Raw genomic sequence first — 14,226 nt, 5'->3', positions numbered from 1 at the left:
TCACGTCAGTTGCCGCCGCACCAGCTCGTGCAGCCGCCCGCCGGTGTCGGCGAGCAGCTGGGCAGGCGGGCCCTGCTGGGCGACCTTGCCGTCCTCCATCACGATCACGCGGTCGGCGTCCATGACCGTCGACAGCCGGTGGGCGATCACGATCCGGGTGGCGTTGAGCTTGCGGGTGCTCTCGATGACCGTGCGCTGGGTGTCGTTGTCCAGGGCACTGGTCGCCTCGTCGAAGAAGAGGATGCGGGGGCGCCGGATCAGCGCCTGGGCGATCATCAGCCGCTGCCGCTGGCCGCCCGAGATCGCGCCGCTCCCGGCGACGATCGTGTGCAGCCCCATCGGCATCCGCTTGATGTCCTCCGCGAGCCCCGCCATCTCGGCCGCCGCCATCGCCTCCTCGGGGGTGTACGGCTCGGTGCCGCAGATGACGTCCAGGATCGAGCCGGTGAACGGCTGCGCGTGCTGGAGCACCACCCCGCACTGGCGGCGGACCGCCGACTGGTCGAGGGCGCCCAGGTCCTGGCCGTCGTACAGCACGCTCCCCGAGACCGGCCTGTCGAAGCCGATCAGCAGGCGCAGCAGGGTCGACTTGCCGCAGCCGCTGGGGCCGACGACCGCCACGAACTCGCCCGGGCGGATGTCGAAGGAGACGTCGTCCAGGACCAGGGGACCGTCGTCGGTGTACCGGAAGGAGAGACGCCGGGCCTCGACCGCGCCGGACAGCGGGCCGGGGCGGGTGCTGGCGGTGCGCACCTCGGGGGCGGCCTCCAGGACCGGCCTGATCTCCTCGAAGAGGGGGAGCGCGGCCACCGCCGACACGAAGGAACCGGTCAGCGAGGTGACCGAGGTGAGCAGCATCGTCACCGAGGTGTTGAAGGTGAGGAAGGCCGCCGCGTCCATGGCGCCCCTCGCCGGGCCCGCCAGCAGCATGAACATCAGGAGGGTGCAGACCGGGAGGTAGACCGAGCCCAGCACGCTGGTGAGGTTCTTGATCCGGCCCACCTTCTGCTGGAGCTCGCGGCTGCGCGCGAACTCGCCCGCCCAGGCCGCGTACGCGTAGTTCTCGGCCGCCGCCACCCGCAGCTTGGGCAGGCCCCGCAGGGTCTGGAAGGCCTGGTTGTTCAGCTTGTTGCCGAGCACCACGAGGCGGCGCTGCCAGCGCACCTGCCACAGCCCGAGCCCCAGGAACAGGGCGGCGATGACGACGAGCATGCCCATGGCCGCCAGCGCCATCGGCACGCTGTACCAGAACAGCAGGCCGAGGTTCATCGCCCCGACGGTCACCGACTGGACGACCACCGGGCCGACCCCCGCCAGCAGCCGGCGGATCGCGCTGACGCCCATCGCCGCGCTGGCCAGCTCACCGGTCGAGCGCTGGGTGAAGAACTTCGTCGGCAGCCTCAGCAGCCGGTCCCAGACGGCCGGTTGGAGGGTCGCCTCGATACGGCCTTCGAGGCGGAGGATCGTGAGGTTTTCCAGGAGCGTGAACGCGGCCGACACCACCGCGCTGATCAGCACCGCCAGGCAGACCTGCACGATCAGGTCCGTCTGGGCCTTCGGCACGTAGTCGCCCAGCACCTTGCCGGTCGCGATCGGCACCAGCGAGCCGATCGCGACGGTCACCAGCCCGGCCAGCAGCAGACTGCCGAGGTCGCCGCGCGTGCCGCGCATGCTGAACCGGAGCAGGCCGAGCGGACTCAGCGCCTTGTCGGGCAGCGGCCGGTAGAACATCACCGCGCGCGGCTCGAACTCCGCCGCGTTCGCCTTCTCGATCGGTGTCTCGCGGCCGGTCGCCGGATGGACGGCCACATAGCCGCCGCGCCGCCACAGCAGCGCGACGGGGGCGCCGGACAGGGCGCGGTGTCCGACCAGCGGGCCGACGTTGTCGCGCCACCAGTGGCCGTCGAGCCGTACCGCCCGGGTACGGACCCGGGAGGCCAGTGCCACCCGCTCGACCGGGTCGATGCGGTCGCTCTCGGTACCGCTCTGCGCGGGTTCCGCGAGGGTGATGCCCGCGGCCTCGGCGACCAGTCTGCAGGCCGCGTAGGAGGCGTCGGCGTCGGCGGTCGTGGTGTGCCTGGCCCCCTTGCCGATCGAGGCGAGCAGGGTCCGGTCGGCCTGGGCGCGGACCGCCTCACCGGCCTTGATACCGGCCGCCGTACGGGTCTCGTGGGTGCGCTCCAGCTGCTCGATCCACCGGTCCAGGGTGGTCAGCAGCCGGTACTGCTGGTCGACCATGCTCTGCCACAGCGCCGGGTCCATCAGCAGGTCGGCGGCCGCCTCCGCGCCGTACAGCGAGCCGTACTGCACACTGCCCGGCGGCACCTGCATCCAGAAGACGTCGTCGTCGGTGGGGGCCGCGGCGCGCTCACTGGCGGTCATCGGGGCCTGGAAGAGGATCGACAGGCCGCGGCCGACGCCGAGGGCGAGGGCGTACTCCAGGGGGCTGGTGGCCGGCGGGACGTACTGGGGGTTGCCGTACTCGTCGTAGGACCAGGTCTGGGTGTGGGAGGGCTGGTACAGCTCGCGCAGGCCGATGCGGTGCACGACGCAGTCGCGCAACGGGCGGGCCACCAGGGTGTGCTGCGGTCCCGCGACCGGGCCGAGCAGGAGGGAGCCCGCCTCCAGGCGGCCCAGGTGGTGCCAGTGGCCCTGCTGTTCGGCGTCCACCGCGAACAGGTCCAGGGCGCCGGACGCCACCAGCCACAGCGTCTGCGGGCCTTCCAGGTCCAGGCGGTTGAAGCCGGTGCAGTCGATCCGGGCGCCCAGTGAGCCGAACGCGCCGAGTACGAGGTCGCCTTGGTCCACGGTCGTCATCTCATCGCTCCCTGACCAGCGCGGCGTACGCCCCGCCGTGTGCCACCAGCTCGTCGTGCCGCCCGCGCTCCACGATCGTCCCGTGCTGGAGCACGACGATCTCGTCGCTGTCGCGCACCGTGCTCAGCCGGTGCGCGATGACGACGCAGGCGCAGCCGCGGCGGCGCAGGTTGTCCATGACGGTCAGCTCGGTCTCGGCGTCCAGGGCGCTGGTCACCTCGTCGAGGACCAGGATGCTCGGCCGGCGCACCAGTGCCCGCGCGATCTCGAGGCGTTGGCGCTGGCCGCCGGAGAAGTTGCGGCCGTCCTGCTCGACCCTGCTGTGGATGCCGCCGGGCCGGCGCGTCACCACGTCGTACAGGGCCGCGTCCCGCAGCGCCTCCACCACGGCCTCGTCCGGGATGGACGGGTCCCACAGCGCCACGTTGTCGCGCACCGACCCTTCGAAGAGGAAGACGTCCTGGTCGACGAAGGAGACGGAGGCGGCGAGGGCGCCGCGCGGGATGTCCTCCAGGCGCTGTCCGTCGATGCGGATCACGCCCTCCCAGGGGGAGTAGAGACCCGAGATCAGCCGGGAGACCGTGGACTTTCCGCTGCCCGAGCCGCCCACCAGGGCCACCTGGCGGCCGGGGCCGACGGTGAGGTCGAAGCCGGTGAGCAGCGGCTTGTCCAGCGGGCTGTAGCCGAAGGTGATGTTCTCCAGCTCGACATGGCCCTGGAGCCGCCGGGTGGAGTCACCGGCGCCGGGGCGGGCGTAGACCGGGTCCGCCTGGAAGTTCTCCACGTCCTTGAGACGGGCCACGTCGGCCGCGAAGTCCTGGATGCGGCCCGCGACGCCGTTGAGCCGGGTCAGCGGGGCGGTGAAGCGGGTCACCAGGGACTGGAAGGCGACCAGGAGACCGACCGAGATGCCGCCCTCGACCGCCCGCATGCCGCCGATCCACAGGATCAGCGCGCTGTTGACGGTGGCCAGCGTCGGGGCCACCACACCGAGCCAGGCGCTCGGCACCCCGAGCCGCTGCTGCTCCTCCAGCGTGCTCGCGTGCTGTCCGGCCCACCGTCGGAAGTAGCCGTCCTCGCCGCCGGTCGCCTTCATCGTCTCGATCAGCTGGAGACCGGTGTAGGAGGTGTTGGTGAGCCGGGCCGTGTCCGCGCGCAGCTTCGCGGTCCGGGTCGCGCGCAGCCGTACGACGAGCCGCATCGCCACGATGTTCAGCAGGGCCACGCCGATGCCGAGGAAGGTGAGCTGCGCGTCGTAGGTGTAGAGGAGCACCGCGTACAGGACGACGACCACCGCGTCCACACCGGCCGCGGCGAGGTCGCGGGCCAGGGTCTCGGCGACCTGGTCGTTGGACTGGAGGCGCTGGACCAGGTCGGCGGGGCTGCGCTGGGCGAAGAAGGTCACCGGCAGGCGCAGCAGATGGCGCAGGAAGCGGGCGCTGGAGAGAGTGGAGGAGACGATCCGGCCGTGCAGCAGGTTCGCCTGTTGCAGCCAGGTCAGCACCAGGGTGAGCAGGACGCAGGTGCCCATCGCGGCGAACAGCACGGTGAGCAGCGAGGTCTGGCCGCCGATGAGGAACAGGTCGATGTACTGGCGGCTGAGCGCGGGCACCGCCGCGCCCACGACCACAAGCAGCAGGCTGGCCAGGACGGCGGCGGGCATGGTGCCGGCGGTGCCGCGCAGCCGGGCCGGCATCGCGCCAAGGACGCCCGGCCGTCGCCCGCCCCTTTCGAAGCCGTCGCCCGGCTCCACCACCAGCACGACACCGGTGAAGCTGCCGTCGAACTCCTCCATCGGCACGAACCGGCGGCCCTTGGCCGGGTCGTTGATGTAGACGCCCCGGCGGCCGAAGCGGCGGCCCATGCCGTCGTAGACGACGTAGTGGTTGAACTCCCAGAACAGGATCGCCGGCCCCTGGACGTCGGCGAGGGCGGCCAGGTCCATCTGCATGCCCTTGGCGGTGAGGCCGTAACTGCGGGCCGCCTTCAGCAGGTTGCTGGCGCGCGAGCCGTCGCGGGAGACACCGCAGGCGATACGCAGCTCCTCCAGCGGGACATGCCGGCCGTAGTGGCCGAGGACCATGGAGAGGGAGGCGGCGCCGCACTCGACGGCCTCCATCTGGAGCACGGTGGGCGTACGGACCGTCCGGCCGCGGCCCTTGGGGACCGGTCGCTTGGGCGGAGCGGCGCGCCGGCGGCCGCGGGTCTCCTGGGCGGTGGTCACGGGAGCAGCCAATCGACGGGACGCTGGTCGGCCAGGCGGATCGAACCCGAGGCCAGGGTCATGGAGTCGAGCTCGAACGGCGGCCCGTCGGCCGAGGACCACTTGTAGCCGCTCTTCGTCTTCCTCGACGTGTCGAGCCGGACCAGGACGGCCACCGGGCGGCCCTTCCTGGTGAACTGCTCGCCCAGCTGGCTGTCGCCGAGGAACGCGGCGATCGACTGGGCCGACTGGGCGGCGCGGTCCACCGACTTCACATGGCCGCGCAGCACGCCGTACTCCTGCGTCGACACCGACGACACGGTCAGGTCGACCGGGGCGTTCGCCGGGATGGCGGAGGCGTTCTCGGCGGGGACGTACACCGTCGCGTACAGCGGGTCCGAGGTGTGGGCGACCTTCTCCACGGCGGCGACGTTCGCGCCGGTCTGGATGATCTGCCCGATGGTCGCGGCGAGCGCGCTGATCCGGCCCGCGGCGACCGTGCGGACGACCGAGTCGCCCTGGCTGGTGCGGACCTTGAGCACGGGGGCGTCCGCCGGCAGCCGTTCGCCCTGCTCGGCGAGGACCGCCGTGACCTGCCCGGCGACCGGGCTCTGCAGGATGTAACTGCCCTGCCCGTGGGTGAGGATGGCCTGCGCGCTCACCGTGGAGGCGACCGAACCGGTCACCGCCCACACCGAGGCCGCCGCCATCACGACGACCGAGACGGACAGCGCGAGCCAGCCCTGCGGACGGGCGAAACGCACCGGAAGATCGAGCTCCTCCGGTGACTGGAGCTTGGCGAGGGCCTGTTGGCGGAACTGCACGGAACTTCCCTCACCTAGGGGAGAGGCTCTGGTGAACAGGGTGTTTCAGAACACCCGAGAGTCCCGGGGCCGGGATCCGGCTCCGGGACTCAGCGGCAACGAGGTGCGATCAGAGACCGGCGACCAGGTTGGTGACCGGCTGGGTGTTGAGGCCGGTGACACCCTCGACGGTGCCGACGACCGTGTTGACCAGGCCGGAAACCGGGGCAACGCTGTCCACCAGGCCGGTGACGGTGCCGAGGGCGTTCAGGGACAGGCCGCCGGAGACGTTGTCGAGCTCGGCGTCGGAGATCTCGACGGTCTCAACCTGGGGGGTGGAGTTCATGATGGAACTTCCCTTCATATGGATATTCACAAGGGGGAGAGCGGCCCCCCGACGCCCTTCAGGGACGAGCAACGGCCCTTGGGGGGACAAGCGGACGGCCGTGACCGCGGGCGCCGGGCGCCCGTTTCCGGGAGTCCTTGGCGGCCCCCGCGGTGCGATGGATCAAAGCACGCCCACGGTCCGCCCTTCCAATCAACCAGGCGCCTCACCTGGGAACTTGGGCCACAGAAGGGCTCATCCGTGCAGGCGCGCGCACCGCTTGTCGGCGACTCCTTCACAAGCCGCACGACTTCGCCCCCGCCGCACGGCTTGCCCGCCCGGTGGCGAATCCGGCACTCCGGGCCAAGGGCACGGCAAGGGGCGCGCGGTTGTGCAGATCCGTCGCTCCCCGTGACTTGCTTGGGTATGGGATGTGCAGATTCCCTGAAGCAAGGATTCCGGTCCGTGATCGCAACGGACCGTCAATGACCGATTGCTGACAGTGTTGGTCGGGTCGGCTCGGAAGTGCGTAGACCGTGCTCGCCCGCGCCGCGAGCGCGCCCGACTTCTGATCGCTCATCGTGATGTCGGCGAACGCCATCCGGCGGCCCGGTCCGGTCGGCGCCGCTTCGATCAGGACATCCGAACCGGTCACCGCGCGCTGGAACGAGGCCGACCGCTGCCCCGTCGTCATCGGCGCGAAGCTGCCCGGGGCGCCGGAACAGCGATCGCCGTCGCCGTGTCGGCCGCCGCCGTCAACACCTGTCCCGACAGCCCGCCGTCATCCCCGGACAGCCGGTCCGACCAGGGCGGACGCAGAGTCGCCCGGTCCTCGCCCGGCGTCTCGACGGCCGGCCCGAGGCCGGGCACCCAGGGGGGGCGAAGCCGACGGAGAGGATCTTGTCGGCTTCGGCGGTGCTCATCGTCATATGGGGGATTGCTCCCTGGCCGGTGGCCCGGCACCCGGACCTGGTCCACCACGGGCGCGCCATGGCCGATTCATCACCGGGTCAAGGAAGTTGGGAACCGGAATTGAACGCACCACGTGACCCGCCCGTACCTATGGCCATCCAGGCGCCGCTCACGAACGACTGCCCCGCAACGGCAGGCACTCCGTCCCTTGGAGGTCGAGAAGTTTGAGTCACAAGCGAATTCCGAAGCGCAAGGCCGCTATCGCGGTGGGCGGTGTCGCCGCGCTCGGAGCTGCGGCGTTCCTGCTGCCGATGGCCAACGCGTCTCAGGACAACGCCTCCGGCGCCACCGCAGCCCCCAAGACCCTGAAGGCAACGGGCGCCTCGGACCTCGCCGCGCAGCTCCAGCAGCTGCTCGGCCAGGCCTTCGCCGGGTCTTACTACGACAGCGCCAAGCAGCAGCTCGTCGTCAACGTCGTCAACGGCGACAACAACGTGATCGTCCAGGCGGAGCAGGCCGGCGCGGTCGTCCGCCAGGTGCAGAACAGCACCTCCGAACTGGCGGCCGTCGCCCAGACCCTGAAGACCAAGGCGACCATCCCGGGCACCGCCTGGGCCGTCGACCCCAAGACCAACAAGGTCGTGGTCAGCGCCGACAGCACCGTCACCGGCACCAAGTGGGACACGCTGGAGTCGACGGTCCAGGGCCTCGGCTCGAACATGGCGACCCTCAAGAAGTCGTCGGGCACCTTCAAGACCCTCGTCTCCGGCGGCGACGCGATCTTCTCCCAGGTGCAGGACGGCACCGTCCGCTGCTCCCTCGGCTTCAACGTCACCGCCTCGGACGGCACCCCCGCCTTCCTGACGGCCGGTCACTGCGGTGTCGCCGCCAAGGACTGGTCCGACTCCGAGACCGGCCAGCCGATCGCCACCGTGGACCAGGCCCAGTTCCCCGGCAACGGCGACTTCTCGCTCGTCAAGTACAACGACCCCGCCACCCAGACGACCAGTGACGTCAACATAGGCAACGGCCAGACCGTCGCCATCAACCAGGCCGTCGACGCCACCGTCGGCGAGACCGTGTTCCGGATGGGCTCCACCACCGGCCTGCACGACGGCCAGGTCACCGGCCTCGACGCCACCGTCAACTTCCAGAGCGAGACCGACCCCAACGGTGTCGACACCGTCACCGGTCTCATCCAGACCAACGTCTGCGCCGAGGCCGGCGACAGCGGCGGCTCGCTGTTCACCCAGGACGGCGGCGCGGTCGGCATGACCTCCGGCGGCAGCGGCGACTGCACCGCCGGCGGCGAGACCTTCTTCCAGCCGGTGACCGCCGCCCTGCAGGCGACGGGTGCGACCCTCGGTGACGCGGGCGCGGGCGCCGGTGACGCCGGTGCCTCGGCCGACCCGTCCGCCACCGCCGGTGACCAGGCCGGCGGCGACCAGATCGGCGGCACCGCCGATCCGTCCGCGACGGCCGTCGACCCGTCCGCGACGGCCGGCGACCAGAGCGGCACCGGCGACGAGACCGGTACCGGCGACGCCACCGGCACGGGCGACGCCACCGGGACCGGCGACCAGTCCGGGACCGGCGCGGACGGCACCTCGTCGTCCAACTGACCCATCGCGCGGCCTGCTAGCGGTTCCCGGCCGACGGTGGACGGTCCGGCCCTCCGGCGGGAGGGCCGGACCGAATCGTTTCCGGCGAGGGCCGGGCGGGGCTCAGTGGTCGGCCTCCGCCCGCAGCAACAGCACCGCGACGTCGTCGACACGCTCCTGCGCCGCCGCACTGTGCCGCACGAGCGTGTCGGCGAGCTTGTCCAGAGGCTGGTCGCCGCTCTCCGAGAGCAGTTCCCCCAGGTCGACCAGGGCGTCCTCGATGTCCACACCGGGGGACTCGACCAGCCCGTCGGTGTAGAGGGCGAGCACCGAGCCCGGCGCGAGCGACACCTCGGTCGTCGGGTACGTGGCCTCCGCGTCGATGCCCAGCAGTGGGCCTCCGGCCAGGTCGAGCACCCGTACCCGCCCGTCCGGACGTCTCAGCAGCGGCGGTGGATGCCCCGCCCGGGCCATCACCGCGCGCCCCCGCTCCGGATCCAGTCGCAGGTACAGACAGCTCGCGAACAGATCGGCGCCGGAGTCGATCAGCAGCCGGTTGGTGCTGCGCATCACCTCGGCCGGCGTCTGCCCGACACTCGTGAACGCCCGTACGCCGGTACGGATCTGGCCCATCAGCCCGGCCGCCGTCACGTTGTGCCCCTGCACGTCCCCGATCACCGCCGCCGCCAGCGGCCGGGTGGGCACCAGGTCGTAGAAGTCACCGCCGATCTCCATGCCGTGCATGGCCGGCAGATAACGGGCGGCCGCCTCGATGCCCGGCGGCGGAGCCAGCGAGTGCGGCAGCAGAGCCGCCTGGAGACCGTGCGCCAGCTGGTTCTTCGCGTCGTAGAGCAGGGCCCGCTCCAGCGCCTGCGCGATCAGCCCGCCGAGGCTGGTGAGCACGGCACGCTCGTCGGCGGGGAAGGCGTGCGGCTCGGCGTAGGCGAGGACACAGGTGCCCACCGGCCGACCCGACGCGATCAGCGGCAGATACGCCCAGGCCGCGAACCCGTCCGGGGTCTCGTTGCGGTCCGGATACAGCCGCTCCAGCTGCTGCCGCGACTCGAAGAACGCCGGTACACCGGTGTTGAGGACATGGGTGCCGGGCGTCCGCTCGGCCAGCGGAAGGCCGTCGAAGCGCTCCACGATCCGCGGGTCCTCGTACCCGCGCTGCCCCAGCACGTGCAGCCGCCCGCTCCGTGACCCGAGGACCACCAGGGCCTGGCTGCCGACGGCCGGGGCGACCTCGTCCGCCACCAGCTGCACCACGTCCTGCACCCCGACGGCCTCCGTCAGCGCCCCGGTCAGGCTCAGCACCTGGGAGATGGTGACCAGCCGGGGGGACGGCGCCGCATCCGCGCGGGGCGCCGCGCCCACCATCTCGGCGACCGCCCGCGCCCGGCTGATCCGGGTGGTCAGCCCGGTCGTGCTCGGATACATCCGGAACGACAGCCAGTCGCCCGGCGGCCTCAGCGCCACGAACGACGTCACATGCTGGCTGATCAGCGCCGCCCGGTAACGGTCCTCGTACATCGGGTCGTTCAGCCACGGCACCGAGACCCACGGCTGGGTGCCGAGCAGATCGTCGGCGTGCACGCCGAGCAGCTCGGCCGCCGCCGCGTTGGCGAAGGCGACCCGCCCGTGCAGATCGAGCGAGGCCAGCCCGTACGGCAGCCGCCCCACCATCCGCGCCGCCTCCACCGTGCCCAGTGTGCCCGCCATGCCCGACGGGGCCGCCAGCAGATCCGGCTCGGTGCGCGGCACCCGGTTCTCCCGGGCGGCCCGCTCCAGCCGCACCGCCAGCCGCTCGCACGCCGCCGTCAGCGACTCCCGCTCCCGGTCGGACAGCACCGTCGGATGGGCACCGGGCCAGGTCACGTACGCCGCCCCGTACACCGTGTCCGCCGTCGCCACGGGCAGCGCGGCCAGCGCGAACGCGTACGGCAGCACCACCGCGATGCGCGGGTACCGGCGCGCCATGTCCTCCTCGCCGCCCACCCACACCAGCCGCCGCTCGCGCACCGCCTCCGCGACCGGGATCGGCGAGCTCAGCCCGACCCGCTCCCAGGGCGCCACGAACGTCCGGGGCAGACCCGCCGTCACCGCCATCTCCAGCACCGGCTCGTCGGCCGCCAGCAGATAGACCCCGCCGGAGTGCGCCTGGACCTCCGCCATCATCGAGGCCAGCGCCAGCGACAACAGCGGCAGGCCGGAGCTGGGGTCGGCGGCCGCCGGCACGTCGCCCGGCCCCGCTCCCGCCGGAGGCGCCCCCATCCCGTCGGACACGCCCGACCACCTCCTCGTCCGGCCGCGCGTCGCGTCCTAGGGATCAAGGCTCCCTCCTGGCGGCGACCGTCGCACGGCGAGAGCGGCGGCGACGCACGCACCGAGCCACCTCCGGGTACCCCGTTCGCCCCGGCACATTCGGGGGAGCCGCCGTTCGCGACGGCGCGTCGCACGGCGTCCCCGAGGCACCGGCGGTTCCGGACGGGGTCCGGTCGCGGACAGTTCACGTCCGTCACGAGAGCGCCGTGCGGGGCGCACGGGACAGGACATGTTCGGTGCGTTTCGGGCGCACTCGCCCCCCGCCCTCCACGGAACGGTCACAGGGGCTGCGCAGACGCCTCATAAGCGCTGTAATGGCGGCGTGGTCAGTGAGGGCGCTGCGGTACGCGGAACGAGAACCGATCGCGCCGAAATCGCCCTCGAAACGCTCACTGGCGATCCCGGCGCACCCGATCGGCTCCGCCGCGTTCTCGAACAGGCACTGGTGTTCGCCGGCGCGGCCTTCGCCGGGGTGTACACGCCCGGCGACGACGGCACCGTGCTGCGCCTCGCCGAGTCGGCGGGCCTGCCCCGCACCCTGTACGGGCTGCGCGACGCCTACCCGACTGTCGGGCGGTCCCCGGCGGCCGAGGCGTACGGCAGCGGGCGGCCCGTCTGGCTCGGCCCCGACGAGCTGGCCGACTGCCCGGAGGCGCGGCGGACCCCGTCCCAGGAGTTCTGGCTCGCCGCCCTGCCGGTGTCCGGCGGCGCCGGACTCCTCGTCGCCGTCAGCGAGCGGGACGACGGATTCGGCCCCGAGGACCGTGCCTGCCTGGCCCTGGTCGCCGACGCGATCGCCCTGCCCGCCCCGCTCCCCTCGGCCACGGACACCGGCGAACTGTCCGCCTACGCCTTCAGCCTCGCCATGGACACCGGCCGGATCGCCGTCGGCGACGGCATCCTCGACCTCTTCCGGATGGGCCGGGACGAGTTCGACGGCAAGGTCGAGACGCTGCTGGGCCGTACCGTGCCCGAGGACCTGCCCGCCCTGATGTCCGTCGTCGAGGCCGACCACATGTCCATCGGCGACCGCGAGCTGGAGTTCCGGATCCTGCAGCCCTCCGGCCCGCCCAAGTGGCTGCGGCTGCGCGGCCGGCTGGTGCCCGGCGGCGAGGGGCGTTCGGCCCGGCTGGCCGGCACCGTCGCCGACGCCTCCACGTTCCGCTCGGACGTCACCGACGTGGCCCGCGTCCAGCAGCTGGCCGCCGCCCTGGCCACCGCCGGCACCGTCAAGGACGTCAGCCAGGCCGTCGTCACCGCCCTGCGCGCGCCGCTCAAGGCGGACCGGATCGCCCTGGCCGAACTGGAGAACGAGCGTCTGGTCGTCATCGTCCTCGACCCGCCCGAAGCCGAGTCCTGGCCCGAACTCTGGCGCAGCGAGTGGCGCACCGAATGGCCCGACGCGCCCGTGCGCGCCATGCCCACCCTCGCCACCGCCCTGCGCGAGGGCCGGGCCCAGATCTGGCCGGCGGCGGCCGCCCTGGAACCCGCGCTCGCCGAGGTCGGCCCCGGCGGCCTGGCCATCCTTCCGCTGCCCGCCGGCGGCCGGATGGCCGGCGCCTGCCTGATCGGCTGGGACAGCCCGCACGACTTCGGCCCCGACGAACGCGCCCTGCTCACCGCCTCCGCCGGTCTCGCCGGCGAGGCCCTGATGCGCGCCCACTCCTTCGACGCCGAGCACGAACTCGTCGGGATGCTCCAGCGCACCCTGCTGCCGCGCCGGCTGCCCGGCCTGCCCGGCGGCGAAGCCGTCGCCCGCTACCTGCCCACCACCGTGGGCCTGGAGGTCGGCGGCGACTGGTACGACGTGATCCCGCTGTCCGACAACCACGTCGCCCTCGTCATCGGCGATGTCCAGGGCCACAACGCCAGCGCCGCCGCCCTCATGGGCCAGATGCGCACCGCCCTGCGCGCCTACGCCGCCGAGGGCCACACCCCCGACGTCGTCGTCTCGCACGCGAACCGGCTCCTCCTGGACATGGAGAGCGACCTCTTCGCCACCTGCTGCTACGTCGACGTCGACATGGAGGACGGCACCGCCTGGTGCGTGCGCGCCGGACACCTGCCGCCCGTCCTGCGCCACCCGGACGGCACCACGCGGATCACCGAGACCGAGGGCGGCCCCCCGCTCGGCGTGCTCGGGCAGACCGAGTTCCCGATGACCCAGCTCAGCCTGAGCCCCGGCACCATGCTCGCGCTCACCACCGACGGCATGGTCGAGTCACCCGACACCGACATCGACGACGGCATGGAGCGCTTCGCCCGCGACCTCGCCGGCGCCGACCCCGCCCAGCTGGGACTGGCCGCCGACGCCCTGCTCGGCAACGCGCACCGCGCCGACGACGTCGCCCTGCTGCTGATGCGCTACGACGGCATGGCCGTCCGCCCGCTGCGCGAGAGCTGGACGGTCTGGCGGGTCCCGGAGGCCGCCCGGCACGCCCGCCGCTTCAGCCGCCGTGTGCTGCGCTCCTGGGGCATGACCGACGAGGCGATGGACGCCGCCCTGCTGGTGGTCTCCGAACTCGTCACCAACGCCCTCATCCACACCGACGGACCGGTCCGGCTCGACCTGACCCTGGTCGACCACCGGCTGCGGATCGCCGTGGCCGACGCCTCGCCGCGCAGCCCGGTGAAACCCACCAACATCGGCTGGGAGGCCACCGGCGGGCGCGGCATCCTCCTGGTGGAGGCCATGTCGGCGGCCTGGGGGACCGTGCCGGCCAGCGGCGGCAAGCAGGTGTGGGCGGATCTCGTCCTGGAGGACTGAACCCCGCCGGCCCCCGCTCTCGACAGGCGGCGCGGGCCGACCCTCCTTAGTGTCCTTGACGTGGCACATACCTTCGAAGAACTCGTGGCGAAGCACCGCGCGGCCGACGCGGCCCACGACAAGGTCCTGGAACTGCGGGACACCTACGGGCCACCGGCCCGGCAGCAGTCGGGCGGCGCCCAGTCGGAGACCTACGAGACCGCCCTGCGCGCCTGGCGCGACCTGGCCCGCGACGAACTGACCGCGGTGAACGAGTTCGCCCGTGACGAGGGCCGGCCAAGGGCCGAGGTGGAGGCGGAGGTGGAACGCGCGGCGGCCTGGCCGGAGGACTCCTGAACCACGGGACGAACCGGGCTGGACGCCGTTACCGGGTACCTCGTGGTCACATGGCATCCGCGCCAGGGCCATACTGTCGTAACCCATCAGGAAAACAGAAGAACGTCTCAATCAGATGTTCACCTATAAGGTGTAGC

The 14,226-nt window shown here is 72.4% G+C and carries 8 protein-coding genes and 1 pseudogene; 3 read left to right on the top strand and 6 right to left on the bottom strand.

Annotated features, from left to right (window positions below; translation table 11 throughout):
* From KVT45_RS04060 to KVT45_RS04040, 5 genes and pseudogenes are all read right to left on the bottom strand, one after another.
* Entirely contained in the window at positions 1-2,817 is a 2,817-nt protein-coding gene (locus KVT45_RS04060) for an NHLP bacteriocin export ABC transporter permease/ATPase subunit (protein WP_217545067.1), read from the bottom strand.
* A 1-nt stretch (position 2,818) separates the two neighbouring features.
* Positions 2,819-5,041: an NHLP family bacteriocin export ABC transporter peptidase/permease/ATPase subunit gene (locus KVT45_RS04055; protein ID WP_217545066.1), complete on the bottom strand. Its 2,223-nt coding sequence runs from the start codon at positions 5,039-5,041 to the stop codon at positions 2,819-2,821.
* Positions 5,038-5,844, bottom strand: a complete 807-nt coding sequence (locus tag KVT45_RS04050) for an HlyD family efflux transporter periplasmic adaptor subunit (RefSeq protein WP_217545065.1) — start codon at positions 5,842-5,844, stop codon at positions 5,038-5,040. Before KVT45_RS04050 ends, KVT45_RS04055 begins: the two co-directional genes overlap by 4 nt.
* A 109-nt stretch (positions 5,845-5,953) precedes the next feature.
* A complete protein-coding gene (locus KVT45_RS04045; RefSeq protein ID WP_089103454.1) occupies positions 5,954-6,169 on the bottom strand; it encodes a type A2 lantipeptide in 216 nt (71 codons plus the stop codon).
* 502 nt (positions 6,170-6,671) lie between these two features.
* Positions 6,672-7,077 (bottom strand): annotated as a pseudogene (locus KVT45_RS04040) (PaaI family thioesterase); the annotation flags it as partial.
* 207 nt (positions 7,078-7,284) lie between these two features.
* Here KVT45_RS04040 and KVT45_RS04035 point away from each other — a divergent pair.
* On the top strand, positions 7,285-8,682 hold the full coding sequence (locus KVT45_RS04035; protein WP_217545064.1) for a S1 family peptidase: 1,398 nt from the start codon (positions 7,285-7,287) through the stop codon (positions 8,680-8,682).
* A 102-nt stretch (positions 8,683-8,784) separates the two neighbouring features.
* Here KVT45_RS04035 and KVT45_RS04030 read toward each other — a convergent pair whose 3' ends face one another.
* Positions 8,785-10,935 (bottom strand): PP2C family protein-serine/threonine phosphatase, encoded by a 2,151-nt coding sequence (locus tag KVT45_RS04030; protein WP_217545306.1) that lies wholly within the window; start codon positions 10,933-10,935, stop codon positions 8,785-8,787.
* A 373-nt stretch (positions 10,936-11,308) separates the two neighbouring features.
* Here KVT45_RS04030 and KVT45_RS04025 point away from each other — a divergent pair, with 373 nt between their 5' ends.
* Both KVT45_RS04025 and KVT45_RS04020 read left to right on the top strand, forming a co-directional pair.
* Positions 11,309-13,753 (top strand): SpoIIE family protein phosphatase, encoded by a 2,445-nt coding sequence (locus KVT45_RS04025; protein ID WP_308310639.1) that lies wholly within the window; start codon positions 11,309-11,311, stop codon positions 13,751-13,753.
* A gap of 60 nt (positions 13,754-13,813) precedes the next feature.
* Entirely contained in the window at positions 13,814-14,089 is a 276-nt protein-coding gene (locus tag KVT45_RS04020) for a hypothetical protein (protein WP_217545062.1), read from the top strand.
* The last annotated feature ends 137 nt before the right edge of the window (positions 14,090-14,226 follow it).

Origin of the sequence: Streptomyces sp. GbtcB6 (genome assembly GCF_019091475.1) — a bacterium.
GTDB classification, from domain to species: Bacteria; Actinomycetota; Actinomycetes; order Streptomycetales; family Streptomycetaceae; genus Streptomyces; species Streptomyces hyaluromycini.
The sequence above is the reverse complement of the archived record's forward strand: the minus strand, read 5'-3'. Positions and strand labels throughout refer to the sequence as shown.